Here is a 24871-nt window from a genome sequence, read left to right on the forward strand (position 1 = left end):
CGGACTTCGCCGATGATCTGACACCATTTCTTCGGAAGGGCCAGCTCCGCACCGTCCGGCACACCTGTCGCCGGGCCGGGACCACGAGGAACCGCGAGGGACCGCGAGGGACGGAGCCGGCCGCCAATGCGACCAGGGGACGGATGGGACCGCGCAGTGCGGGGCTACGACCGCTACGAGCCTGACGATCAGCTCTCGAAGTTCGAGGCCGAGATGGAGCGGCTGAAGACCGAGCGGGAGAAGGCCGTCCAGCACGCCGACGACCTCGGCTACCAAGTCGAGGTGCTGCGCGCCAAGCTGCACGAGGCGCGCCGCACTCTGGCGTCCCGTCCTGCCTACGACAGCGCCAACTTCGGCTACCAGGCAGAACAGTTGCTGCGCAATGCGCAGATCCAGGCCGACCAGCTGCGCGCGGACGCCGAGCGCGAGCTGCGCGAGACCCGCGCCCAGACCCAGCGGCTGCTCCAGGAGCAGGCCGAGCGGCAGGCCCGGCTCGAAGCCGAGCTGCACGCCGAGGCGGTGACCCGCCGCCAGCGGCTGGACCAGGAGCTCGCCGAGCGCCGCGCCACCGTCGAGTCGCATGTCAACGAGAACGTCGCCTGGGCCGAGCAGCTGCGCGCCCGGAGCGAGGACCAGGCCCGCCGGCTGCTGGACGAGTCCCGGGCCGAGGCCGAGCAGGCCCTGTCGGCCGCCCGCGCCGAGGCCCAGCGGCTGGTCGAGCAGGCCCGGCAGCGGCTCGGCTCGGAGGCGGAGTCCGCCCGTTCCGAGGCCGAGTCGATTCTGCGCCGGGCCCGCGCGGACGCCGAGCGGCTGCTCAACGCGGCCGGGGCACAGGCCCAGGAGGCCACCGACCACGCCGAGCAGCTGCGGGTCGGTGCCGCCACCGAGTCGGACGAGGCCCGCCGCCAGGCCGTCGAGCAGACCCGCGCCGCCGAGCAGCGGATGCAGGAGGCGGAGACGGCGCTGCGCGAGGCGCGCGCCGAGGCCGAGAAGGTTCTGAACGAGGCCAAGGAGGCGGCGGCCAAGCGGCTTTCGGCCGCCGAGTCGGACAACGAGCAGCGCACCCGTACGGCCAGGGCGGAGGTCGCCCGGCTGGTCGGCGAGGCCACCAAGGAGGCCGAGGCACTGCGGGCGGAGGCCGAGCAGCTGCGGGACGACGCCCGCGCCGAAGCCGAACGGATGATCTCGGAGGCCGGGGAAGACGCCCGGGCCCGGGCCGCCGAGGACTCCGCGGCGCAGCTGGCCAAGGCGGCCCGTAGCGCCGAGGAGGTGCTGACCCGCGCTTCGGAGAAGGCGCAGGCCACCACCAAGGCGGCCGCCGAGGAGGCGGAGCGGGTCCGGCGGGAGGCCGAGGCCGAGGCGGACCGGCTGCGCTCGGAGGCGCATGACACCGTCGAGCAGCTCAAGGGCGCGGCGAAGGACGACACCAAGGAGTACCGCGCCAAGACCGTCGAGCTCCAGGAGGACGCGCGGCGGCTGCGCGGCGAGGCCGAGCAGCTGCGGTCCGAGGCGGTGGCCGAGGGTGAGCGGATCCGCGCCGAGGCGCGCCGTGAGGCGGTCCAGCAGATCGAGGAGGCGGCCAGCACCGCCGAGGACCTGCTGACCAAGGCCAAGCAGGACGCGGAGGAGACGCGTTCGGGCGCGACCAGCGAGAGCGAGCGGGTCCGCACCGAGGCGATCGAGCGGGCGAACGCGCTGCGCCGCCAGGCCGACGAGCTGCTGAAGCGGGCCCGCGGCGAGGCCGAGGAGCTGGTGACCTCGGCCGAGGAGCGGGCCGAGGAGATCCGGTCGGAGGCCACCCGCACGGCCGAGGAGCTGCGCGAGGACGCCGAGCGCTCGGCCGAGGAGCGCCGGACCGCCGCCGAGGCCGAGCTGACCCGGCTGCACCAGGAGGCCGAGCAGCGGCTCGGCTCCGCCGACGAGGCCCTGAGCGACGCGCACACCGAGGCCGAGCGGCTGCGCCGGGAGACCGCCGAGGAGATCGAGCGGCAGCGCGGCGAGTCCGTCGAGCGGCTGAACGCGCTGCGCCAGCAGGCCGAGGAGGAGGCCGACCGGCTGCGCGAGGAGGCCGCGGCGGACGCGTCGAACGCGCGCGCCGAGGGCGAGTCGGTGGCGGTGCGGCTGCGCGGCGAGGCCGCCGCGGAGGCCGAGCGGCTGCGCGGTGAGGCCCAGGAGACGGCCGACCGGGTGCGGGCGGAGGCCGCCGCCGCCGCCGAGCGGATCGGCGCCGAGGCCGCCGAGGCCCTGTCCGCCGCCCAGGAGGAGGCGGCCCGCCGCCGCCGCGAGGCCGAGGAGCTGCTGACCGACGCCCGTGAGGAGGCCCAGCGGGAGCGGACCCGGGCTCATGAGCAGAGCGAGGAGCTGCTGACCGCTGCCCGTAACCGGGTGTCCGAGGCGCAGACCGAGGCGCAGCGGCTGGTCGAGGAGGCGGAGCAGCGCTCGTCGGACATGGTGGCCGCCGCCGAGCAGACCGCGCAGCAGGTGCGGGATTCGGTCGCCGGGCTGCACGAGCAGGCCGAGGCCGAGATCACCGGGCTGCGTACGGCCGCCGAGCACGCGGCGGACCGCGTCCGCACCGAGGCGCAGGAGGAGGCCGACCGGGTCCGCGCGGACGCCTACGCGGAGCGGGAGCGCGCCTCGCAGGACGCCACCCGGCTGCGGCAAGAGGCGCAGGAGGAGACCGAGGCCGCCAAGTCGCTCGCGGAGCGTACGGTTTCGGAGGCGATCGCCGAGTCGGAGCGGATGGTCGGCGAGGCCCGCGAGGAAGCGGCGCGGCGGCGTACGGAGGCGGCCGAGCAGGCCGACCGGCTGCTCACCGAGGCCACCCACGAGTCCGAGCGGCTGCGAACCGAGGCCAATGAGACGCTCGACGAGGCGCGCCGTTCGGCCAACAAGGCCCGCGCGGAGGCCGCGGAGCAGGCCGACACCCTGGTGAACGGCGCCACCGACGAGGCGCAGCGGCTGGTGGCCGAGGCCACGGCGCGGTCGCAGGCGATGCGCACCGAGGCGGCGGACGCGCGGGCCACGGCGGAGCAGGACGCGGCGCGCACCCGGGCCCAGGCCCGCGGGGACGCCAACACCATCCGTTCGGAGGCCGCCGTGCAGGCCGACCGGCTGGTCGGCGAGGCAGGGAGCGAGGCGGAGCGGCTGCTCGCGGAGGCCACCGCGGAGTCCGAGCGGCTGCGCACCGAGGCGGCGGAGACCCTCGCCTCGGCCCGGCAGCATGCCGAGCGCACCCGGGCGGAGGCGGAGCGGATCGCGGCCGAAGCGGCGGCGGAGGCCGAGCGGATCCGCACCGAGGCGCAGGCCGAGTCGGACCGGCTGGTCGACCGGGCGCGCGAGGACGCCAACAAGCGCCGCTCGGACGCGGCGGAGCAGGCGGACCGGCTGGTCACCGAGTCCAGCGCGGAGGCCGAGCGGCTCACCGCGGAGGCGCAGGAGGCCGCGCTGCGGGCGGCGACCGCGGCCGAGGAGCAGGCGGACACCATGGTGGGCGCGGCCCGCAAGGAGGCCGACCGGCTGGTCGCCGAGGCCACCGAGGAGGCCAACGGGCTGGTGGAGAAGGCCCGTACGGACGCGGACGTCATGCTGGGTGAGGCCCGGGGCGACGCGACCGCCATCCGGGAGCGCGCCGAGGAGCTGCGGGCACGGACCGAGGCCGAGGTGGAGGAGCTGCACGAGCGGGCCCGCCGGGAGTCCGCGGAGCAGATGAAGGCCACCGGCGAGCGGGTGGACAAACTGGTCGCTGCGGCCACCGCGCAGCTGATGAAGGCCGAGGAGAAGGCCAAGTCGCTGGTGTCGGAGGCCAACAGCGAGGCCAGCCGGGTGCGGATCGCGGCGGTGAAGAAGGCCGAGGGTCTGCTGAAGGAGGCCGAGCAGCGGAAGGCCGACGCGACGCGGGACGCGGAGCGCGCCCGGGCCGAGGCCGAGGCCGAGGCTCAGGAGATCGTCGACGAGGGCAAGCGCGAGCTGGAGTTGCTCAAGCGGCGCCGCGAGGACATCAACGCGGAGATCTCCCGTGTCCAGGACGTGCTGGAGGCGTTGGAGTCCTTCGAGGCCCCCGCGTCGGGCGGCGCGGGAGCCAAGGAGAACGGCGGAGTCAAGACGGCGGCAGGTGCGGGTGCGACCAGACCGGGCGGAAAACGTTCCGACGGCTAGCGGCACACGCCCTGTCGTGTCCGAATCATCCCGACGAGTGACAAGCGTTGGGCCTTACTGCCACTCAAAAGGCTGGACATTCTCCAGATCAAACAGACGTTGACTCGATGACACGCCGCTCGGCCCCCTAGGATTCCCTCTATCACCTCACCGGTCTCTTTCGACAGGAACCCCATGAGCGACACTTCCTCCCCCTTCGGCTTCGAGCTCGTGCGGCGTGGATACGACCGCGGTCAGGTGGACGACCGCATTACCAAGCTCGTCGCCGACCGTGACAGTGCACTTTCCCGTATCACCTCCTTGGAGAAGCGCATCGAGGAGCTGCACCTCGAGACGCAGAACGCTCAGGCCCAGATCAACGACGCGGAGCCGTCCTACGCGGGGCTCGGCGCCCGGGTCGAGAAGATCCTCCGTCTCGCCGAGGAGGAGGCCAAGGACCTGCGCGAAGAGGCCCGCCGGGCCGCCGAACAGCACCGTGAGCTCGCCGAGTCGGCGGCCCAGCAGGTCCGCAACGACGCCGAGTCGTTCGCCGCCGAGCGCAAGGCGAAGGCCGAGGACGAGGGCGCGCGTATCGTCGAGAAGGCGAAGGGCGAGGCGGCCACTCTGCGCCAGGAGGCGCAGAAGGACGCCCAGTCCAAGCGCGAGGAGGCGGACTCCCTCTTCGAGGAGACCCGCGCCAAGGCCGCGCAGGCCGCCGCCGATTTCGAGACGAACCTGGCCAAGCGCCGCGAGCAGTCCGAGCGCGACCTGGCCTCGCGTCAGGCCAAGGCCGAGAAGCGGCTCGCGGAGATCGAGCACCGCGCCGAGCAGCTGCGGCTGGAGGCCGAGAAGCTGCGTACCGACGCGGAGCGCCGGGCCCGCCAGACGGTGGAGACCGCGCAGCGCCAGGCCGAGGACATCGTGGCCGACGCCAACGCCAAGGCCGACCGGATCCGCAGCGAGTCCGAGCGCGAGCTGGCGGCCCTCACCAACCGCCGCGACAGCATCAACGCCCAGCTGACCAACGTCCGCGAGATGCTGGCCACGCTGACCGGTGCCGCGGTGGCCGCGGCGGGTACGCCGGAGGACGAGGCGGTCAGCCGTGGCGTCCCGGCCCAGCAGACCCGGTGACACCGGGTCATTCCGGAGCGTTCCCTGCCCCGTGCCGCACCGTGCGGCGCGGGGCAGGCGCCTGTCCGCCGCCGGTCCCCCGGCGGGCGGCGGCCCGGTGGCGGGGGTGATGGGCCGCGCTTAGCGTGGCCGCATGATCGAGATCGAGGGGCTGAGCAAGACCTACGGCGGCACGCCGGCCGTGGACGGTCTCTCCTTCACCGTCCGGCCCGGTGTGGTCACCGGCTTCCTCGGTCCGAACGGGGCGGGCAAGTCCACCACCATGCGGATGGTGCTGGGCCTTGACCACCCGACGGCCGGCCGGGTCCGGATCGACGGGCAGCCCTACGAGCGGCTGACGGACCCGCTGCGCCATGTCGGCGCCCTCCTCGACCCCAAGGCCGTGCACGGCGGCCGCAGCGCCTTCCACCATCTGCTCTGCCTCGCCCAGAGCAACGGCGTACCGCGCTCCCGGGTCCACGAGGTGCTGGACCTGGTCGGCCTCGGCCCGGTCGCCCACAAGCGGTCCAAGGGCTTCTCGCTCGGGATGAGCCAGCGGCTGGGCATGGCGGCCGCGATGCTGGGCGATCCGTCGATCCTGATGTTCGACGAGCCGGTCAACGGACTGGACCCGGAGGGCATTCACTGGATCCGGAATCTGATGCGGGATCTGGCGGCCCAAGGACGGACCGTATTCGTTTCAAGTCACCTGATGAGCGAAATGGCGCTCACTGCCGACCATTTGGTCGTCATCGGTCAAGGACGACTTCTCGCCGATACCTCGATGTCCGATTTCATCACCGAACATTCACGTTCCTATGTCCGGCTGCGCTCGCCCGAACACCAGCGGCTGCGCGATGTGCTGGCCGCGGGCGGGATCGCGGCGACCCCCGGCTCCGACGGCTCGATCGAGGTGGACGACGGCGATCCGGTGCGCCTGGGCCAGCTGATGGCCGACCACCGGCTGGTCCTGCACGAGCTGAGCCGGCAGCAGGCGTCCCTGGAGGAGGCGTTCATGCGGCTCACCGCCGGGTCGGTGGAGTACCACGCGCACCCCGCCGGGGCCGATGAGCCGGCCCGGGCCACCGCCTGGGGCACCGACTGGCAGTCACGGAAGGAGCCCTGACGATGGCGGCGCTGACCAGGGTGCTGCGCTCCGAATGGACCAAGATCCGCTCGGTGCGCTCGACGGTGTGGACGCTGGGCGTGGCCGCGCTGGTCACGGTCGCGCTCGGGGCGCTGATCAGCGCACTGGTCCGGCATCACTTCGGCAGCCTGCACGCCCGCGACAAGCGGGTCTTCGACCCGACCTTCGTGAGCTTCGCCGGGACCGGACTCGGCCAGCTGGCGATGATCGTCTTTGGGGTGCTGGTGGTCTCCGGCGAGTACGCCACCGGAATGATCCGCACCTCACTCGCGGCCGTCCCGCGCCGCGGGGTCCTCTACTGCGCCAAGCTCACCGTGGCGGCGCTGCTCGCCCTGGCGGTGGCCATGCTGACCAGCTTCGCCGCCTTCGCCACCGGCCAGGCCCTGCTGGGCCAGTACCGGGCGTCACTCGGTGACCCGGGGGTGCTGCGCGCGGTCCTCGGCGGCGGGCTCTACATGACGCTCATCACCGTGTTCTCGATGGCCGTCGCCACGATGCTGCGCAGCCCGCTGCTGTCGCTGGGTGTGCTGATGCCCTTCTTCTTCCTGATCTCGAACATCCTGGCCAATGTGGACGTGACCCGGAAGTTCGGCGAGTATCTGCCGGACCAGGCGGGCCAGCACATCATGCGGGTGGTCCCGGACGGCGACGGCGCCCCGTACGGCCCGTGGGGCGGTTTCACCATCATGTGCCTGTGGGTGGCCGTCGCCCTGGCGACGGGATATCTGCTGCTCAAGCGCCGCGACGCCTAGTAGTAGGTCCTGTCCGGTGGATCTTTGAGGGTCAGTCCGCGGCGTCTGGTGCGGGGGCACCTCCCGGCGGTAGCCGGGGGAGCATCGCAAGGCGGAGGACCGCTCTCGTACTGGGCGTACGTGCTCGGGGCGGTGACCACCGTCGGCGCGGTGCCAGGCGTCGCGGGCCCGATAAGATCCACCGGCCAGGGCCTGGCGCTCCGCGGGAAGTGCCGTCGTCCGCGGCTGCCTCGTGGCCGGGCGCGCCCACGCGGCTCAGCCGCACATCGACACAGCCCCGCGCCCCTTCGGGGCGCACCCGCACCGCACCCGACGTCAGCGAGTCCGCTGAGGCCCGACGGGGCCTGGCCGAGCGGCGGCCGCGCGTAGGCTCGCGGTGTGACCGACCGCAGCCTCGCCGCCCTCGGCTTCGCCGAGGTACCCGCCCGGCAGCCGCTCAGCTATCCCGGCCGCCCCGTCACCTCCCCCACCCTGCTCACCGGCGGTGAACTGTGGCCGCTGGAGACCGCGGAGGGACGGCTGGGGAGCTGGCCGGTGACCGGCCCGGACGGGCGGCGCGTACCGCTCGACTCCGTGCTGACCCGACTCGGGGTGCCGACGGCCGGTGCGCGCGCCCCGGTCATCGCCGTCGGGTCCAACGCCTCCCCCGCCCAGCTGGACCACAAGCTGTCCCGGCCAGGCGCCCCGTACGCGGTGCCGATGGTCCCGGTGGAGGTCACCGGAATCGCGGTGGGCTGCTCGGCGCACATCGGGCGCTACGGCTATGTCGCCTCCGCGCCGTACACCGATCCGGAGGCCCGCACACCGCTGGTCGTCAGCTGGCTCGACACCGCCCGGCTCGCGGCCGTGGACGCCACCGAATACCCCAACTACCGGCGGGTGCTGCTGCCCGGTGCAAAGTTCCCGATGGTGCTGCCGTCCGGGGAGCGGCTCGGCGGCGCGTATCTGTATATCGGAGTGCGCGGGGTGCTGCGGAACCCGGACGCGACGGCGCCGCTGCCCGGCGGCGGCGACCAGAGCGCGCTGCTGGCCCGGCTGCTGGCCGCCTCCACCCGGCTGCGCACCCTGCTCGGCCCCGATCCGCGCTCCTGGGTCGGGCGCGCGGGCGCCGATCCCGCGGTGCGGGAGGCGGGCACCCGCGCCTTCCGGGACGAGGGCTGGGCGCTGCCGCTGGACGGTTTGCGGCACTACGCCCAGGACGAAGGGGGTGGGGGGAGCGACGGCTCCGGGCCCCCGCCGGCCCGTGATTACGATGCGCTCTCGTTCCTCCCGTGAGGGAACCGTCAACCCACCGCTATCCTCCTAACCCTCACGGGGGCTCGCGCCCCGGACCCATTGCACGAGGGGCGGAGAATGATCGAGGCAGTCGGCCTGACGAAGCGCTACGGCGCCAAGACAGCCGTGTACAACCTGTCGTTCCAGGTGAGGCCCGGTGCTGTCACCGGCTTCCTGGGACCCAACGGATCCGGCAAGTCGACGACGATGCGCATGATCCTGGGGCTCGACGAGCCCACCGCCGGGCAGGTCACCGTGGGTGGCTACCCGTTCCGCCGCCTCCCCAACGCGCCACGTCAGGTGGGTGCCCTGCTCGACGCCAAGGCGGTGCACGGCGGCCGCAGCGCGCGTCAGCACCTGATGTGCCTGGCCCAGCTGTCCGGTATCCCGGCCCGCCGGGTGGACGAGGTGCTGGGCGTGGTCGGCCTCCAGAGCGTGGCCCGCAAGCGGTCCAAGGGCTTCTCCCTCGGTATGGGCCAGCGCCTGGGCATCGCGGCCGCGCTGCTCGGCGATCCGCAGGTGCTGCTCTTCGACGAGCCGGTCAACGGTCTGGACCCCGAGGGCATCCTGTGGGTCCGCAACCTGATGAAGCAGCTGGCCTCCGAGGGCCGGACGGTCTTCGTCTCCAGCCACCTCATGAGCGAGATGGCGCTCACCGCCGACCACCTGATCGTCATCGGACGCGGCCAGCTGCTGGCCGATATGAGCGTCCGGGACTTCATCTCCTACAACTCGGCGGACTTCGCCCGCGTCCGCACCCCCGAGGGCGAGCCGGAGCAGCGTGAGAAGCTCACCTCGGCGCTGAGCGAGGCGGGCGGCCAGGTGCTGCCGGAGCAGGACGGCGCTCTGCGGGTGACCGGGCTGCCGCTGCCGCGGATCAGCGATCTGGCACACGAGTCCGACGTCCGCCTCTGGGAGCTGTCGCCGCACCAGGCGTCGCTGGAAGAGGCGTACATGCGGATGACGTCGGGCGCCGTGGACTACCGCTCCACCGCCGACCAGCGCGCCGGGCTGATGGAGCCGGTCCCCGGGATGCCGCCGCAGGGCGGAGCGTACGGCTACGCCCCGGGGATGCCGGGGCAGCCCATGGGGCAGCCCGGGGGCTTTCCGCCCGGCACCGTGCTGCCGGGGTACGCCGAGCCGCCCGCGGCACCGCAGGGCTACGCCCCGGGGATGCCGGGCACGCCGCCCCACGGACCGCAGGGTGCCGCGGCACCGGCCGCGGCGCCGCCCGCCGCTCCCCCGGCCGCTCCGGCCGCGCCCCCGGCCTCGGCTCCCGACATGACCAAGCGCGACAGCGAGGACGCCCGATGACGACCCCGTACCAGCAGCCCCAGTCGGCGCCCGTCCCGCCGCAGACGCCTCCGCAGATGCCGCAGCAGGCGCCGTCGGGTGCCCCGCAGCCGCCGGGCCGGCAGATGCCGCCGCAGGGCGGCCCGCAGTCGGCGTATCCGCAGCAGATGCCGCAGCAGGCGCAGATGCCGCCGCAGCAGCAGCCGGCCCCGCCGCACCTGTCGCAGCCGGCCCCGCCGCCCGCCGGGGCCAACCCGTCCCAGCCGTACGCCGCCGTGGGCGGGTACACCTCGCCGATCCCGGTCCGGCGCACCCACCTCGGACACGCCCTCACCTCCGAGTGGACCAAGATCAAGTCGGTGCGGTCGACGATCTGGACGCTGGGCGTGATGATCGCGCTGGTCGTCGGGATCGGTCTGCTGGTCGCCGCGAGCACCAGCGACGACGACTACGTCACCGCTCCCCCGACCCTGCCCGCCTTCTTCGGCACCCTGCTCGGCCAGTTGTGCCTCGTCACCCTCGGCGTGCTCGTGGTCTCCTCCGAGTACGGCACCGGGATGATCCGCACCAGCTTCACCGCCTGCCCGAATCGCGCGCGGGTGCTGACCGCCAAGGCGCTGGTCTTCTTCACCCTCTCGTTCACCACCACGACCGTCGCGCTCGCGCTGGTGGCGTTCGCCGGATCGGGCATGCACAGCGGCCCGGACGTCATGGACCCCAGCGGTGAGCAGATGGTGGGCGCGACGATCGGCGCCGGGCTGTACATGTCGCTGCTCGGGCTGCTCTCGCTCGCCGTCGGCTCCATGCTGCGGCATTCCGCGGGTGCCATCACCGCGATGCTCGGTGTGGTGCTGCTGCCGGCGATCCTCCCGGCGTTCCTGATGATGTCCGACAGCCTTCGGGACCTGGGCGAGACCATGCAGAAGTACTCCTCGCCGAACTCGCTGGCCGCGCTGTTCCAGCTCGACGAGGAACTGGGCAGCGGCTGGTCGCAGTTGGGCGCGCTGGCCGCGGTCACCGGCGCGGCGCTGATCGCCGCCTACGCGCTGCTCGAGAAGCGCGACGTCTGAGGCCCCTCAGTATTTCGGTACGTTACGGGACCGCTGGAGCTTGGCGCTCCGGCGGTCCCGCGCGTTCCAGCACGCCTTGTGCCAGTGGCGGCGGTCGTCGGCCCCCGAATGCTGCTGCCAGGCGACCACATGGGGCACCCCCGGCGGGATCTCCTGGTCGCAGCCGGGGCAGCGGTAGTGCTTGGTGGCGGCGGCGCCGCTGATCTGTCGCACCACCCACTCCTCGTCCTGCCAGTTCTCGGTGCGCTCCAGTCCAAAGCGATCGGCGCCGTCGCGGCCGACGGGCTTCTCTCCGCCCCGCTGGCGGTTTCTTCGTGGAGACACGGTTACACCTCGATGACTCGGCAACTCGACAGACGCTGGGGAGCTACAGGCTGTGACCAGCCTACGCGTTACGGTCACGTATCCGGAAAGCCGTCGTCCACCGCCACCCTCTGATCATCATGAAAACTTCATGCCAAGCCGTGCCCTTGGCACGTGTCAGGCGTTAATGCCTACAGGGGGTGTGCCCGCGTCCGCGGACGATCCGCGACAAGGAGGCAGATGGCGATGCATGTGGGGGCTTTCATCCTGGCCGCTCAGTTCCCGGGCCAGGGACAGCAGGAGGCGCTGCACCGGGCGGTGCGGTCGGCCGAACTGGCGGAGGTGGCGGGGCTGGACGCGGTCTGGCTCGCCGAGCACCATTTCGTTCCGTACGGAGTCTGTCCGTCCGCGGTCACCCTCGCCGCCCATCTCCTGGGTCGCACCCGCACCCTCGGGGTCGGCACCGCGGTGAGCGTGCTGCCGACGGCGCATCCGGTCGCGCTGGGTGAGCAGGCGGCGCTGCTGCATCTGGTCTCCGGTGGCCGGTTCACCCTGGGCGTCGGCCGCGGCGGGCCATGGGTGGATCTGGAGGTCTTCGGCTCGGGCCTGGAGGCGTATGAGCACGGCTTCCCCGAATCGCTCGATCTGCTGCTGCGCTGGCTGCGCGAGCCGCGGGTGGGGGCGGACGGAGAGCGGTTCGCCTTCCGTGAGGTGCCGGTGGTGCCGCGCTGTGAGGATCCGCTCGGCGAACGGGGGGCGGTCTCCCCACCGGTGGTGGTGGCCTGCACCTCGCCCGGCAGTGTGCGGCTCGCCGCCGAGCGCGGGCTGCCCATGCTGCTGGGTATGCACTGCGGTGACGAGGAGAAGGCCGAGGCGGTCGCGCTGTGGCGGACCTCCGCGCTCGCCGCGGGCCGTTCACCCGAAGAGGTCGAGGCCGCGGAGCATGTCTCGGCCGGGGTGGTGCAGATCGCGGACGCGCGCCCCGAGGCAGCGGAGACCCTGACCAAGGCGATGCCCGGCTGGTTGCGGAAGGGGCTCGGCGCTCATGTCACGGTCGACGGACGGCAGCGCCGGATGCGCGATCCGGTGGCCTATGCGGAGTTGCTGTGCGAACTGCACCCGGTCGGTCCGCCGCGGCTGTGCGCCGACCGCCTGGCGGCCACCGCGGAGCGCACCGGAATCCGCCGGTTCGCGCTGCTGGTCGAGGGGTCCGGGGACCTCGCGACCACGGAGGAGAACGTGCGCAGGCTCGGTGGTGAGGTGCTGCCGCTCCTGTGCTGATACACCTCCCCGTGAGGGAGCGGCAGCGGTCATCGCGTCAGCAGTCGCGCAGTTCGGGCGACTGGTTCAGCAACTGCCCCCGAACCGAGGTGAAGCGCGCGAGGCGCTCATCCGCCGACGCGTCCATCGGGAACACGGCCACCCGATGACAGTTCTGGAAGGCCAGCCGGACCCCGAAGTGGCGCTGGAGCGCGCCGCGTATCGCGTCACTCGCCAGTGCGCGCAGCAGTTGACCGCGTGCCTGCTCGTCCGGCGGCGGCGTCTGGTTGTCGGCGAACTCCCCGCCGTCCACCTTCAGCTGGGCCACCAGGGAGCTGATCATCTCCCATGCGTAGGGTAGGGAGTTCCGGACGCAGTCGACGAAGGCCGCTTCGTCGACCTCGCCTCGCTCGGCCTGTTCGAGAAGGGCCGGTGAGACGTCGAGCGACATGGGTTCTCCTCTCGCGACCCCGCGGGCGGGATCTCAGGGATGGGATGGGCGGACGGCGACGGAGCGTACCCGCCCGGCGACCGCCCGCTTCAACGGTAATTCCGCCACAGTCCCCGCACCAGGAGAACGGGCACACAACCAGCCAACGCCGAAGGGGTCCATCGCCGGACGAATCGCGTGGAGCCACCGCCGTCGAGTAGCGTTGCCGACCATGCGTCTCGTCATCGCCCGGTGCTCCGTGGACTACGCCGGCCGTCTCACCGCCCACCTCCCCTCGGCACCCCGTCTGATCCTCGTCAAGGCCGACGGCAGTGTGTCCATTCACGCGGACGACAGGGCCTACAAACCCCTCAACTGGATGTCTCCGCCGTGCACTCTCAAAGAGAGCGATGACGATGTGTGGACAGTCGTGAACAAAGCGGGGGAAAAGCTCATCATTTCCATGGAGGAAGTCCTCCATGATTCCTCGCATGAACTCGGCGTCGATCCAGGTCTGATCAAGGACGGTGTCGAGGCCCATCTCCAGGAGCTGCTGGCCGATCGGATCGAGACACTCGGCGATGGCTGGACGCTTATTCGGCGTGAATACCCCACTGCCATTGGCCCCGTGGACATCCTCTGCCGGGACGCCGATGGCACCACGGTCGCGGTGGAGATCAAGCGCCGCGGTGAGATCGATGGAGTCGAGCAGCTCACCCGCTATCTGGAGCTGCTCAACAGGGATCCCCGTCTCGCCCCGGTGAAGGGGATTTTCGCCGCCCAGGAGATCAAGCCGCAGGCGCGGGTGCTGGCCACGGACCGCGGTATCGGCTGTGTGACCCTCGACTACGACGCACTGCGCGGTATCGAGGACGACAAGCTCCGTCTCTTCTGACGGCCCCCGCCCGTCACACCCATCGCTTCCGGCCATCCGACCGCATCGCGCCCGGCGCGATGCGGTCGGGCCACTCGGGGGCGGACACGCCCCGGATGGCACTAGGCCGAGACCAACGAGGACGAGGCGGCGGTGGGCGTGGTCGGGGCGGCGGCCGTGGTGGAGGTGTGGCCCGAGGGCGTGGGCGCCGTGGTGGACGGTGTGGTCGACGGAGTCGGCTCGGTCGTGGGGTCGTCCGGGGTGGTCGGAGTGGAGCTCGGCGTCCTGGTCGGCCGGTGGGTGGGGCGGTGGGTCGTGGGGTCCGGCGACGGCGACGACGGCCCGCCGGTCTCCGAGGGCGCGCCGCTGGTCGACGGATCGCCCGGGGACGTCGAGCCGCCGGGCGTACCGCTGCTCGGCCCGGTGGGCGAGGTGCCGGTCCGCGGCACCCCGGTCGGCCCGGGCCGGGGGTTCTCGTCGGTACCGCTGGTCGGCTCGTCGGCGGTCAGGGACGGGTCGCCGTCCTGGTGGGACGCCGTCCGGTCGGGCTTGACGCGGCCGGCGGGGCCGTCGTTGTCGTCGGACACGGCGCCCAGGGTCACCACGGTGCCGAGGACCGCCACCAGGAGCGCGCCCGCGGCCGCCGCGATCACATTGCGCCGGGCGCCGGGCACCACCAGCCGACGCAGCCCGCGCGGGCGGCCGCCCCGGCCCGAGGACGCCGCCGGGGCCGCCGCGCCCGCCGACCGCCCCTTCGCCGTCGAGTCCCCCGAACCCGGTGCGCCCGCCGCGGCGAGAACGCTCGTCTCTGCCGCCGCGGCGGCAGCGGCCGTACCAAGGGAGGTGAGCGGGCTCGTCGCCGTCACCCTCGGCGTGACAACGGTGATCTCGCCGTCGGGGTCCGCCGCGCCCGGCGCGGAGGCCGGCTGCTCGTGGCGGGCGGCCGGGACCTCCTCGCCCGCCGCCGTACGGCCGGCGCCCCCGGCGGTCCCGAACGCGCCGGCCATCGACGACCCGGCCGTACGGTCGGTGACCAGGGCCAGCGCTCGCCGCCCCGCGACCGTGCCCCGCTTGTCGGCGAGGACACCACGCAGCCCGATGGACGCCTCCAGCTCCGCGCGGGCCCGCTCCAGATTGCCGGTGCACAGCGCGAGGACGCCCAGCTCGTGGTGGAAGTACGCCTCGTCGGAGACCTGCCCGGCCAACCGGGCCGCCTCCTGGCCGTGGCGGACCGCGCGCTCCCAGGCGCCCCAGTGCAGTGCGGCGGCGAAGGCGGGGGCGGCGGCGCGGGCCAGCAGGACGGCGGCGTCGGCGTGGCCCGCCTCCCGGCCGGCGACCAGGGTGGTCATGGCCCCGAGGATCGCGTCCGCCTCGGCGGCGACCCGGTCGGGTGCGACCGAGGGATGTCCGGCCCACCAGGCGTAGTGCTGGGCGACGGTGTGCGCCCGCCCGGCGGACTCGACGGCGTCCCCGGCGAAGCCCTCGCCGGTGAGCTGGGCGACCACTCCGGCGGCCAGCCGGTAGTGCGATCCGGCGGTGGTGACCAGACCGCAGCCGAGCAGTTCACCGAGGGCCGCGTCCGCGTGGGCGTCCTCGGTGAGCGCGGGCAGATGGGCCTGGTGCGGCAGTTCCCCGCCGAGCGCGACCGCGAACCGCAGCGCGTCCCGGGCCGCTTCGCCGAGCTGTCCGGCGAGCAGCGCGGCGGGGGCCGCGGCCTCGGCGCGGCTCGGCAGCGGCCCGGAGCCCCCCGTGTCGCGGCGCCGCAGCAGCGCGCCCGCCTGGACGAAGCGCAGCGGCAGCCCCTCGGACTCGAACCACAGGTCCGCGGCCCAGCTCGCCTCCTCCTCGGTCAGGGAACGGCGTACGGCGCGCTCCAGCAGTTCCAGACCGGCGGTGCGGCTGAGGCCGGAGAGGAAGACCTCTTCGAGGTACGAGTCGGCGGAGGGGGCCGTGATCTCGGGGGTGGCGGAGATCAGGAAGGCGCACTCGGGGGTCGCGTCGAGGAACTCGTCCAGCGCGGCCCCACCGAAGTCGATGTCGTCGAGGACGACCACGGCGCCGATCTCCTGGACCGCCGCCAGCAGCTCCGCGCGGTCGGGGCGGTACAGCGGGGCGCGGTAGACGGCGGCGTAGAGGTCGTGGAGGAGGTCGGAGGGGGTGCGGTGGTAGCCGGACAGGCGCACCACACCGTCCGGGGCGAGCCCCTCGCAGTCGGCGGCGACGGCCTCCAGCAGCACGCTGCGCCCGGCGCCGGAGGGGCCGGTGACGCGCACCGAGCGGCCACGGGCCAGCAGCCGGGACAGCCGCTCCCGCTCCTCGTCGCGCTCCAGCATGGGCAGCTCGGGCACCATGGTGCCGGAGGGGGGCGGTGCGGCGGCGGCCCGGCGCAGCTCGGCCCGCTCCTCGGCACCGCGCCGCTCGGGCCGGGCGGGCCGCTCACCGGGCGGGCAGGGCTCTATCTCGCTGCCGTCGACGGGGTTGACGGTCAGCAGATGGTCGCCGGAGACGATCCGGGCGGTACGGGCGGGCGCGGGCGCGTCGCTGTCCAGATGCGGCAGGAGCGGATCGCCCGGCGGCGGGGCGGGCCGTGACGGCGTCCCGGCGGGCCGTGACGGCGTCCCGGCGTCGTCTGCCGGGCGCGAGGGCTCGGCGGGACGGGAAGCGGCGGCGTCGTGGCCGTGATCCTCCGGTCCGCGGTTCATCGGCTCCATGGTCATGGCCCCCCAGTGCGTGGCGTGCGGTGTGGCTCCCCGGCCCGCCGTCGCTTCTGGTCCGGTGCCGCCGTAGGGAAAAGGTCCGGCGGTACCGAACCCTAGACCTTCTCACAGTATCCACTTCCCGGGACGGAGGGCACGCCACCCCGGCCCCGCCGGGCCCCCGGGGCGCCGCCCCGGGGGCCCGGCGGGGCCGGGCGTCCGCGTTCAGACCTGCGGCAGGGACTCGGCCTCGAGGCCGCCCTCGATCGCCAGGATGCGGTGCAGCCGGGTGGCCACCAGCAGCCGCTGCATCTGGGGCGGCACTCCGCGCAGCACGAGCCTGCGGCCGGCCCGGCCCGCCCGCCGGTGGGCGCCCATGATGACGCCGAGCCCGGTGGCGTCCCAGGAGTCCAGCTCGGTGAGGTTCAGCACCAGATCCCCACCGCCGGAGTCGACGGCGGTGTGCAGGGCCGTCCGGGCGTCCGCCGCGCTTCGGACATCCAGTCGACCCCCGACGACCAGCTCGGCGTGGTCGCCCCTGATGTGCATATGCGCTCCCCACTACGGTGCGTCGTGTCGTCAATGAGCGATTCTGTCTACAGAACTGACTGCCTTTCATGCGACGAAGTTGCCGCTTGTAAGCGAACCGAGACCGAATTCACCCGCGAGGGTGAGTTCCTGGGCCTGGCGCGGCGTCCGAGCCCTCAGTAGCGGTAGAAGCCCTCGCCGCTCTTGCGGCCGATGTCCCCCGCGTCGACCATGCGCCGCATGGACTCCGGCGGTGCGAACTTCTCGTCCTGGGACTCGGTGTAGATGTTCTCGGTGGCGTGCATGAGGATGTCCACACCCGTGAGGTCGGCCGTGGCGAGGGGTCCCATCGCATGGCCGAAGCCCAGCTTGCAGGCGGTGTCGATGTCCTCGGCCGTGGCGACCCCGGATTCGTACAGCTTGGCCGCCTCGACGACGAGCGCGGAGATCAGCCGTGTGGTGACGAAGCCCGCGACATCGCGGTTGACGACGATACAGGTCTTGCCGATGCCCTCGGCGAACTCCCGTGCGGCGGCGAGGGTTTCGTCACTGGTCTTGTAGCCGCGCACCAGCTCGCACAGCTGCATCATCGGGACCGGCGAGAAGAAGTGGGTGCCGACGACCCGCTCCGGCCGCTCGGTGGCCGCCGCGATCTTGGTGATCGGGATCGCGGAGGTGTTGGAGGCCAGGATGGTGTCGTCCTTGACCAGCCCGTCCAGGGTCCGGAAGATCTCCCGCTTGACCTCGATCCTCTCGAAGACGGCCTCGACCACGACATCCGCGTCGGCGGCGGCCTCGAGGTCGGTGCTGGTGGTGATGCGGGCGAGGGCCTGCTCGGCCGCCTCGGCCGCCAGCTTGCCCTTGGCGACGAACTTCTCGTACGAGGCCCGGATGCCGTCCGTACCGCGCCGCAGCGCCTCGTCGGTCACATCGCGCAGCACGACGTCCCAGCCCGCCTGAGCCGAGACCTGCGCGATGCCGGACCCCATGAGTCCGGCCCCGATGACCGCGAGCTTCCTGGCCACGACACACACCCTTCGATCGACGTTTGATGTGCCGGACCTTAACGCCCGTTCACCCCCCGTGGCAGCCCTTAGTAAGGCGCGTCACGGTGTGTTCTTCACCGCATAGTTGAGCGTGCGCTCCCCGAGGAGCGAGGTGACCAACTCCAGGCGCCTGAGCACCTCCCGCGTCACATCCGCCGGGTCGCCCCCGGCGGCGACCAGCCGCTGGACGCTGTTGAACAGCACGCTGTTCACCCAGGAGAGCTGGCTGGCGACCAGCATCGGCTCGGGGTCGGCGGGGTCCGCGCCGGTCTCCTCGCGCAGGGTGGCGCCGATGGCGTGGCAGGACCGCTCGTGCATCGACATGATCCGCAGGCTCAGCGCCGGTGAGTCCCGGATGACGGCCATGAAGCGCGCGAAGCCCGGGTTGAGCGGCTCGTAGCCGCCCTCCTCGATGGAGGCGCGCAGCTCACGCAGGACGGCGTCGGCGGCGGACTCCCCCACCGCGCGCTCCTTGATCCAGCGCGGCAGCCGCCCCACCGTCTCCTCCTCCCGGTCGAAGAAGAGGTCCTCCTTGGCCGGGAAGTAGTTGTAGACCGTGTTCACGGACACGTCGGCCGCCTCCGCGATCTCGGCGATGGTGACCGCCTCGAACCCGCGCTCCAGGAACAGCCCGGTCGCCATGTCCGAGATGTACTGCCTGGTCTGCCGCTTCTTCCGCTCCCTGAGCCCTTCCGCCATGCCCGCCATCCTATCTTTGATGGAGCCCATGAAACTTTGGAGTCATTGCAAATTTGGCGTGACCCTGGTTTTCTGTGGGGCATGGCAGTCCTCACCACCAGCGGGCTCGCCCGCACCTTCCGGACCAAGCGCGGCCCCGTCGAGGCCGTACGCGGCATCGACCTGACCGTGGAACCGGGGGAGATCCTCGGCTTCCTGGGACCCAACGGCGCGGGCAAGACCACCACGCTGCGCATGCTCACCACCCTGCTCCCGCCCACCGGCGGCACCGCCACCGTCGCCGGACACGACCTGGTCCGCGATCCGGCCGGGGTACGCCTCGGGATCGGCTACGTCGCCCAGTCCGGCGGCGTCGACCCGACCGTCTCGGTACGGGAGGAACTGGTCACCCAGGGCAGGCTGTACCGGCTGACCGCACAGCGGGCCGCCGCCCGCACCGCGGAGCTGGCCGGGGACCTGGACCTCACCGATCTGCTGGACCGTCCCTGCGGCGCGCTCTCCGGCGGTCAGCGGCGGCGGCTGGACATCGCCCTGGGCCTGGTCCACCGGCCCGGGATCCTCTTCCTCGACGAACCGACCACCGGCCTGGACCCCGGCAGCCGCGCCGATCTGTGGCAGCTGATCCGCCGACTGCGCGACGAGCACGGCATGACCGTCTTCCTGACCACCCACTACCTCGACGAAGCCGACGCGCTGGCCGACCGGCTGGTCGTCGTCGACCACGGCCGGATCGCCGCCGAGGGCACCTCGGCTCGGCTGAAGGCCGAGTACGGAGGGTCACCGGAGGCGACCCTCCAGGACACCTTCATCGCCATCACCGGGCGCGGCGCCCCCGCGCGCGACACCGCCCCGCTCGCCGTCTGAACCCCGCGCGGCCGGACCCCGGTCAGCCCCGGGGTCCGGCCAGCCCCGAACCCCGGTCGGCCCCGCCAACCCGCCCTCCCGAAGGGAAATCCGTGTCCCACCTCCTGTCCGACACCGCCCTCATCTTCGGCCGCTACGCCCGCCAGACCCTGCGCTCCACCCCGGCCCTGGTCTTCGGGCTGATCCAACCGCTGCTCTTCCTGGTCTTCTTCGGGCCGCTGCTGGGGGATCTGCCACTGGGCGGCGACGGCGACTCCTGGCGGATCGTCGTCCCCGGCATCCTCATCCAGCTCGGCCTGTTCAGTGCCTCGTTCGCGGGTATCGGCCTGGTGCTGGAGAAGCGCCTCGGCACCATCGAGCGGATGCGGGTCACCCCGGTGAGCCGACTGGCGCTGCTGATGGGACGGGTGCTCAAGGACGTCGTCCAGCTGCTGGTGCAGTCCCTGGTGCTGGTCGTCGTCGCCGTGGTGATGGGGCTGCGCGCCCCCGTGCCGGGGGTGGCGATCGGCTTCGTCTTCGTCGGCGTGCTCACCGTCTCGCTCGCCTCGCTGTCGTACGCGCTGGCCATGCGGGTCGCCACCCCGCAGGAGTTCGCCCCCGTCATCAACGCCGTGACCATGCCCGCGATGCTGCTGTCCGGGGTGCTGCTGCCGATGACACTCGGTCCGCGCTGGCTCGACGTGGTCTCGCACTTCGTGCCGTTCCGCTATCTGGTGGACGGTGTGCGGGCCGCCTTCGCCGGTGAGTACGGGAACGGCAAGATCGCCCTGGCCTCGCTGGTCGCCACCGGGCTCGCGGTGGTGGCGGTGACGCTGGGCGCCCGGCTCTTCCGGCAGGCCGGGGCCTAAGCGCTCCGCGGGAAGTGCCGCGAAGTGCCGTCGTTCGGCCGCGGCTGCCTCGTGGCCGGGCACGCCCACGCGGCGGAGCCGCACACCGGCACAGCCCCGCGCCCCTTCGGGGCGCAACCGAACCGCACAGGACGTCGGCGAGACGGCGCGTAGGCTCGGACCCATGGTCAATCTCACCCGCATCTACACGCGCACCGGGGACTCGGGCACCACCGCCCTCGGCGATATGAGCCGCACCGCCAAGACCGATCTGCGGATCTCCGCCTACGCCGACGCGAACGAGGCGAACGCCGCGATCGGGGTGGCCATCGCGCTGGGCGGGCTGCCCGCCGAGATCACCAAGGTCCTGGTCCGCGTCCAGAACGACCTGTTCGACGTGGGCGCGGACCTGTCCACCCCGGTGGTGGAGAACCCGGCCCATCCGCCGCTGCGCGTCGAGCAGAGCTACATCGACAAACTGGAGGCGGACTGCGACCGCTTCCTGGCCGACCTGGAGAAGCTGCGCAGTTTCATCCTCCCCGGCGGCACCCCCGGCGCCGCCCTGCTGCACCAGGCGTGCACGGTCGTCCGCCGCGCCGAACGCTCCACCTGGGCGGCGCTGGAGACCCACGCGGACGTCATGAATCCGCTCACCGCCACCTATCTCAACCGGCTGTCGGACCTGCTGTTCATCCTGGCCCGTTCGGCCAACAAGGAGGTCGGCGACGTGCTGTGGGTGCCCGGCGAGAACCGCTGACGCCCCGGGCGGCACATCACGTACCCCTACGGGGCCGGGACCGGGCGCTCCCCGGTCCCGGCCCCGCCGACGGTGCCCCTCACTCCAGGAGCGAGGACCGGGTCCGATCGGGCTCCCGCTTCGGCCACAGCGTGTAGCTCATCGCGATGACCGCGTTGATGCCGATGGCGAACAGCATCTTCGTCTGCCACTCCCGCAGTGAGCCGATCTCCCCGTCGTCCCCCACGTACCAGATCGCCCCCTGCAACAGCGCCAGCGCGATCACCGCCGCCAGCATCCAGCGCAGCGCGGTCCGCCACTCGTGCGCCGCCCGCGCCATCCCGTACTTCGGCGGCTTGACCGGCGGCGGACCGCCGAAGAAGCGATGCGCCACCCGGGCGTCCGCCCATGTGATCGTCTGATGGCCCAGAGCCACCGAGAAGCCGATGTACACGGCGGCGAGCCCGTGCTTCCAGTCCGGTTCGGCACCGTGCTTGAGGTCGATCACGGTCGCCACGAACAGCACCAGCTCCAGCAGCGGCTCGCACAACAGCACCGCGACGCTCGCCTTCGGCAGCTTCGCCAGGTACCGCAGGGCCAGTCCACCGGCCAGCAGTACCCAGAAGCCGACCTCACAGGCGACGATCAGCGCGACAATCACGGATGGCTCCTCTCGCTCTCCCCCTCAACGGTCCCGTGCGATCCGGGCCGTCGCGTCGTCGGAGGCGATGAGAGCCGACTGCATCCTTCGATGTACCCGCGGTCCGCCCGCACCCGCCCGGGAGCGGAGGTTCCGCCCCCGCCGCCCGTGATGGGATGGCTTCATGCCGTCCCGCCCGCGTCTGCTCCAGCGTCCGCACCGCGACGATGTACTGATCAGCCTCGCCGGACTGGTCGGCGGACTGATCATGTGGTCGCTCGGGCTGGTCAGCGGGGACTCCTTCCGCCGGGAGCCGGAGGCCCTGACGCTCGTCCCGCTGGTCGTCATGGCCGGGGCCGAGCTGCTGCGCAGAACCGCGCCCGCGGTCGCGCTGTGCGTGGCCGTGCCCGCCCTCGCCGGTGACCAGCTGGCGGGCTCGCTGATCGCCACCATCGCGATGTTCACCGATGTGCTCTACGCGGCCGTGGTGTACGGAACCCCCGCGATGGCCCGCAAGATCTCCCTGGCCACGGTCTATCTGACGGTCGTGGCCACGGTCGTGCCGATCGCGGTCCTCCGCACCCCGGTGTCCCTGCTGATCGGGATCGCCGTCGGGCTGGTGGTGCTGACCCCCGCCTGGACCGGCTGGGCCATCCGCGAGCACCGCGAGGCCGCCGCCGCCGAACGGCTGCGCGCCGAACAGACCGCGCTCCTGGCCGAGTTGGACCGCCGGGAGGCGGTCACCGCCGAACGCGCCCGGATGGCCCGTGAACTCCACGACATGGTGGCCAACCACCTGTCCGCCATCGCCATCCACTCCACCGCCGCGCTCTCCCTGAAGGACACCGCCGCCACCGAACAGGCCCTCGGCGTCATCCGGGAGAACAGTGTGCGCGGCCTCGCCGAGATGCGGCGGCTGATCGGCCTGCTGCGCGACGCCGGGGACGAGGGCGCACCGGCCCCCGCGCCCACCCTCGACGCCCTGGACACCCTGCTGGACCAGGCCCACTCCACGGCCGCCGCGGGCTCCGGCGGCCAGGAGTTCGTCCTGCGCGACGAGCGCCCCGACGGCACCGCCCCGCTGCCCGCGCCGGTCGAGCTGGCCGCGTACCGCATCGTGCAGGAGTCCCTGACCAACGCGGTCAAGCACGCCGCGCCCGGCCGGGTGGACGTGACCCTGGCCCGTCTCCCGGACGGTCCGCTGGAGGTCAGCGTCACCAGCCCGTACGGCGCGGACCGCGCGGCGCCCCGGGCGCCCGGCTCCGGCACCGGGCTGATCGGGATGCGCGAACGGGTCTCCCTGCTCGACGGCACCCTCGACGCCGGACCGGCCGACGGCCCCTCGGGCACGGTCTGGCGGGTCCGGGCCGCGCTGCCGCTCAGCGCCGAGAACACCCAGAACCCCAGCGACACCGCCCCTCCGCCCATCGAACAGGAGCCGCAGTGACCCAGCAGGCCACCCCGCCGCGGACGATCCGTGTGCTTGTCGCCGAGGACCAGGCCGCGGTGCGCTCCGGGCTTGTCCTCATCCTGCGGTCGGCGCCCGGGATCGAGGTGGTCGGCGAGGCGACCGACGGCCGCCAGGCGGTGGACATGGCCCGCGCGCTTAGCCCCGATCTGGTCCTGATGGATGTACAGATGCCGCGCCTGGACGGGGTGTCGGCCACCCGTGAGGTGGTCCGCGCACAGCTCGCCGATGTGCTGGTGCTGACCACCTTCGACCTCGACGAGTACGTCTTCGGGGCGCTGCGCGCGGGCGCCGCCGGCTTTCTGCTCAAGGACAGTGACGCGGCGACGCTGATCGAGGCGGTCCGCACGGTCGCCCGCGGGGAGGGGCTGATCGCCCCGGCGGTGACCCGCCGTCTGATCGCCGAGTTCGGCCGGGCGGGATCCGCGGCCGCGTCGTCCGGCGGCGCCGATCCGTCGGCACTCGCCGCGCTCACCCCGCGCGAGCGCGAGGTGCTCGGCTGTGTGGGGCAGGGACTGTCGAACGCGCAGATCGCGGAACGGCTGACCATGGCGGAGGCCACCGTGAAGACCCATGTCAGCAGGGTGCTGGGGAAGCTGGAGCTGCGCAGCCGGGTACAGGCCGCGGTACTGGCCCAGGAGCTGGGCGTGGAGGGGCCTTAGGCCAGCCTTAGGCCACGTTGACCCGTCGGCCGGGCGGGGCCGCCTCGAGCCAGGCCAGAAAGCCGGTCAGGGCGTCCTCGCTCATCGCCAGCTCCAGCCGGGTGCCGTTGTGCAGACAGGCGAGCACCAGCGCGTCGGAGAGCAGCGCGAGCTCCTCCTCGCCCTTGGGCGTACGCCGTTCCAGCACCTCGATGGCGTCCCGCTCCAGCACCTGCCGGGGCCGGAAGGCGTAGGAGAAGACGCGGAACCACTCGACACGGTCACCGTTGTAGCGGGCGACTCCGTACACCCACCCCTTGCCGCTGGGCTCGGACCGGTCTTCGCCTCCGTCCGCGCTCCAGCGCAGCGAGCAGTCGAAGGTTCCGCCGGAGCGCTGGATCAGCCGCCGTCGCAGACCGAAGACGAAGAGTCCCACCACCACCAGCGCGACGACCACGCCGCTCACAAGCAGAGCGAGGACCATCTTCACCGACCTCCTCGCGTCATCCGGAAAACCGCACCTGCATTACCTCAGCCGCGGACCGCTGAAGCAAAATTCCAGCGAGGTCCGCGGCTGAGGTTCTCGACCGTACGTGACAGGCTCAGTGCACTCCCGCCACCGCGCGCAGCCGGACGTCGGCGCGCCGCTCGGCGGCGGCGTCCGCCTCCGACTTGGCACGCTCCAACGCCCGCTCCGCACGCTTGACATCGATTTCGTCGGACAGCTCCGCGACCTCGGCCAGCAGCGAGAGCTTGTCGTCCGCGAACGAGATGAACCCGCCGTGCACCGCGGCGACGACGGTTCCGCCGTCGCTCGTACGGATGGTCACCGGGCCGGACTCCAGGACACCGAGCAGCGGCTGGTGGCCGGGCATCACGCCGATGTCACCCGATGTGGTGCGCGCGATGACCAAGGAGGCCGTGCCGGACCAGACACTACGGTCCGCCGCGACCAGCTCGACATGCAGCTCAGCAGCCAACGTGGCTCCTCGGGTCTACCTGCCGGGTACGACAGGGCTTCGTTACAGAATAACGGGCGTGCGGAGAGGGGCGGGACCGGGCCCACCCCTCTCCC

The 24871-nt window shown here is 72.7% G+C and carries 23 protein-coding genes; 14 read left to right on the forward strand and 9 right to left on the reverse strand.

Annotation, left to right across the window (positions count from 1 at the left end; all coding sequences use genetic code 11):
* Positions 1-126 precede the first annotated feature (126 nt).
* From scy to HUT19_RS12825, 7 genes are all read left to right on the forward strand, one after another.
* On the forward strand, positions 127-4158 hold the full coding sequence (scy, locus tag HUT19_RS12795) for a polarized growth protein Scy (RefSeq protein ID WP_303331863.1): 4032 nt from the start codon (positions 127-129) through the stop codon (positions 4156-4158).
* Between the two features lie 174 nt (positions 4159-4332).
* The gene (locus HUT19_RS12800; RefSeq protein WP_176180596.1) at positions 4333-5268 is read left to right on the forward strand and encodes a cellulose-binding protein; all 936 of its coding nucleotides are present in this window, start codon (positions 4333-4335) and stop codon (positions 5266-5268) included.
* A gap of 133 nt (positions 5269-5401) precedes the next feature.
* Complete coding sequence (locus tag HUT19_RS12805; RefSeq protein ID WP_176180597.1) at positions 5402-6373, forward strand: ABC transporter ATP-binding protein; 972 nt, start codon at positions 5402-5404, stop codon at positions 6371-6373.
* A gap of 2 nt (positions 6374-6375) precedes the next feature.
* Positions 6376-7146: an ABC transporter permease gene (locus HUT19_RS12810; RefSeq protein WP_176180598.1), complete on the forward strand. Its 771-nt coding sequence runs from the start codon at positions 6376-6378 to the stop codon at positions 7144-7146.
* 378 nt (positions 7147-7524) lie between these two features.
* Entirely contained in the window at positions 7525-8421 is an 897-nt protein-coding gene (locus HUT19_RS12815; RefSeq protein ID WP_254885552.1) for a hypothetical protein, read from the forward strand.
* Positions 8422-8499: 78 nt separating this feature from the next.
* Positions 8500-9735 (forward strand): ABC transporter ATP-binding protein, encoded by a 1236-nt coding sequence (locus HUT19_RS12820; RefSeq protein ID WP_176180599.1) that lies wholly within the window; start codon positions 8500-8502, stop codon positions 9733-9735.
* On the forward strand, positions 9732-10784 hold the full coding sequence (locus HUT19_RS12825; RefSeq protein WP_176180600.1) for an ABC transporter permease subunit: 1053 nt from the start codon (positions 9732-9734) through the stop codon (positions 10782-10784). The genes HUT19_RS12820 and HUT19_RS12825 overlap by 4 nt, the downstream gene beginning before the upstream one ends.
* A 6-nt stretch (positions 10785-10790) precedes the next feature.
* On the opposite strand, the gene HUT19_RS12830 is transcribed toward HUT19_RS12825, so the two are convergent.
* The gene (locus tag HUT19_RS12830; RefSeq protein ID WP_176180601.1) at positions 10791-11108 is read right to left on the reverse strand and encodes an ATP/GTP-binding protein; all 318 of its coding nucleotides are present in this window, start codon (positions 11106-11108) and stop codon (positions 10791-10793) included.
* 225 nt (positions 11109-11333) lie between these two features.
* On the opposite strand from HUT19_RS12830, the gene HUT19_RS12835 reads away from it, so the two are divergent.
* Complete coding sequence (locus HUT19_RS12835) at positions 11334-12368, forward strand: LLM class flavin-dependent oxidoreductase (protein WP_176186812.1); 1035 nt, start codon at positions 11334-11336, stop codon at positions 12366-12368.
* 37 nt (positions 12369-12405) lie between these two features.
* On the opposite strand, the gene HUT19_RS12840 is transcribed toward HUT19_RS12835, so the two are convergent.
* Complete coding sequence (locus tag HUT19_RS12840; protein WP_037951008.1) at positions 12406-12798, reverse strand: SCO5389 family protein; 393 nt, start codon at positions 12796-12798, stop codon at positions 12406-12408.
* Positions 12799-13009: 211 nt separating this feature from the next.
* On the opposite strand from HUT19_RS12840, the gene nucS reads away from it, so the two are divergent.
* A complete protein-coding gene (gene nucS, locus HUT19_RS12845; protein WP_176180602.1) occupies positions 13010-13672 on the forward strand; it encodes an endonuclease NucS in 663 nt (220 codons plus the stop codon).
* A gap of 101 nt (positions 13673-13773) precedes the next feature.
* Here nucS and HUT19_RS12850 read toward each other — a convergent pair whose 3' ends face one another.
* The 4 genes from HUT19_RS12850 to HUT19_RS12865 form a co-directional block, all read right to left on the reverse strand.
* The gene (locus HUT19_RS12850) at positions 13774-16362 is read right to left on the reverse strand and encodes an ATP-binding protein (protein WP_176186814.1); all 2589 of its coding nucleotides are present in this window, start codon (positions 16360-16362) and stop codon (positions 13774-13776) included.
* 210 nt (positions 16363-16572) lie between these two features.
* Positions 16573-16896 carry an STAS domain-containing protein gene (locus tag HUT19_RS12855; protein WP_176180603.1) on the reverse strand — a complete coding sequence of 108 codons (324 nt, stop codon included), beginning with the start codon at positions 16894-16896 and terminating at the stop codon, positions 16573-16575.
* A gap of 155 nt (positions 16897-17051) precedes the next feature.
* The gene (locus HUT19_RS12860; protein WP_176180604.1) at positions 17052-17900 is read right to left on the reverse strand and encodes a 3-hydroxyacyl-CoA dehydrogenase family protein; all 849 of its coding nucleotides are present in this window, start codon (positions 17898-17900) and stop codon (positions 17052-17054) included.
* Between the two features lie 81 nt (positions 17901-17981).
* Entirely contained in the window at positions 17982-18620 is a 639-nt protein-coding gene (locus tag HUT19_RS12865) for a TetR/AcrR family transcriptional regulator (RefSeq protein WP_176180605.1), read from the reverse strand.
* An 81-nt stretch (positions 18621-18701) separates the two neighbouring features.
* On the opposite strand from HUT19_RS12865, the gene HUT19_RS12870 reads away from it, so the two are divergent.
* The 3 genes from HUT19_RS12870 to HUT19_RS12880 all read left to right on the forward strand — a co-directional run bounded on the left by HUT19_RS12870 (position 18702) and on the right by HUT19_RS12880 (position 21068).
* Positions 18702-19484, forward strand: coding sequence for an ABC transporter ATP-binding protein (locus tag HUT19_RS12870; RefSeq protein ID WP_176180606.1), 783 nt, complete (start codon positions 18702-18704; stop codon positions 19482-19484).
* A 92-nt stretch (positions 19485-19576) separates the two neighbouring features.
* Positions 19577-20332, forward strand: a complete 756-nt coding sequence (locus HUT19_RS12875; RefSeq protein ID WP_176180607.1) for an ABC transporter permease — start codon at positions 19577-19579, stop codon at positions 20330-20332.
* A gap of 163 nt (positions 20333-20495) precedes the next feature.
* On the forward strand, positions 20496-21068 hold the full coding sequence (locus HUT19_RS12880; protein WP_176180608.1) for a cob(I)yrinic acid a,c-diamide adenosyltransferase: 573 nt from the start codon (positions 20496-20498) through the stop codon (positions 21066-21068).
* A gap of 79 nt (positions 21069-21147) precedes the next feature.
* Here HUT19_RS12880 and HUT19_RS12885 read toward each other — a convergent pair whose 3' ends face one another.
* Positions 21148-21708, reverse strand: a complete 561-nt coding sequence (locus HUT19_RS12885; RefSeq protein ID WP_176180609.1) for a hypothetical protein — start codon at positions 21706-21708, stop codon at positions 21148-21150.
* A 163-nt stretch (positions 21709-21871) separates the two neighbouring features.
* On the opposite strand from HUT19_RS12885, the gene HUT19_RS12890 reads away from it, so the two are divergent.
* Positions 21872-23134 carry a sensor histidine kinase gene (locus HUT19_RS12890; RefSeq protein ID WP_176180610.1) on the forward strand — a complete coding sequence of 421 codons (1263 nt, stop codon included), beginning with the start codon at positions 21872-21874 and terminating at the stop codon, positions 23132-23134.
* Positions 23131-23817: a response regulator transcription factor gene (locus HUT19_RS12895; protein WP_176180611.1), complete on the forward strand. Its 687-nt coding sequence runs from the start codon at positions 23131-23133 to the stop codon at positions 23815-23817. The genes HUT19_RS12890 and HUT19_RS12895 overlap by 4 nt, the downstream gene beginning before the upstream one ends.
* Positions 23818-23824: 7 nt before the next feature.
* Here the strand turns inward: HUT19_RS12895 and HUT19_RS12900 are convergent, their stop codons facing one another.
* Positions 23825-24280, reverse strand: coding sequence for a DUF2550 domain-containing protein (locus HUT19_RS12900; RefSeq protein WP_176180612.1), 456 nt, complete (start codon positions 24278-24280; stop codon positions 23825-23827).
* A gap of 118 nt (positions 24281-24398) precedes the next feature.
* Positions 24399-24776, reverse strand: a complete 378-nt coding sequence (locus tag HUT19_RS12905) for a F0F1 ATP synthase subunit epsilon (RefSeq protein WP_176180613.1) — start codon at positions 24774-24776, stop codon at positions 24399-24401.
* Positions 24777-24871: the final 95 nt, after the last annotated feature.

The sequence above is a fragment of the Streptomyces sp. NA02950 genome, assembly GCF_013364155.1.
In the GTDB taxonomy this organism is placed as follows: Bacteria; Actinomycetota; Actinomycetes; order Streptomycetales; family Streptomycetaceae; genus Streptomyces.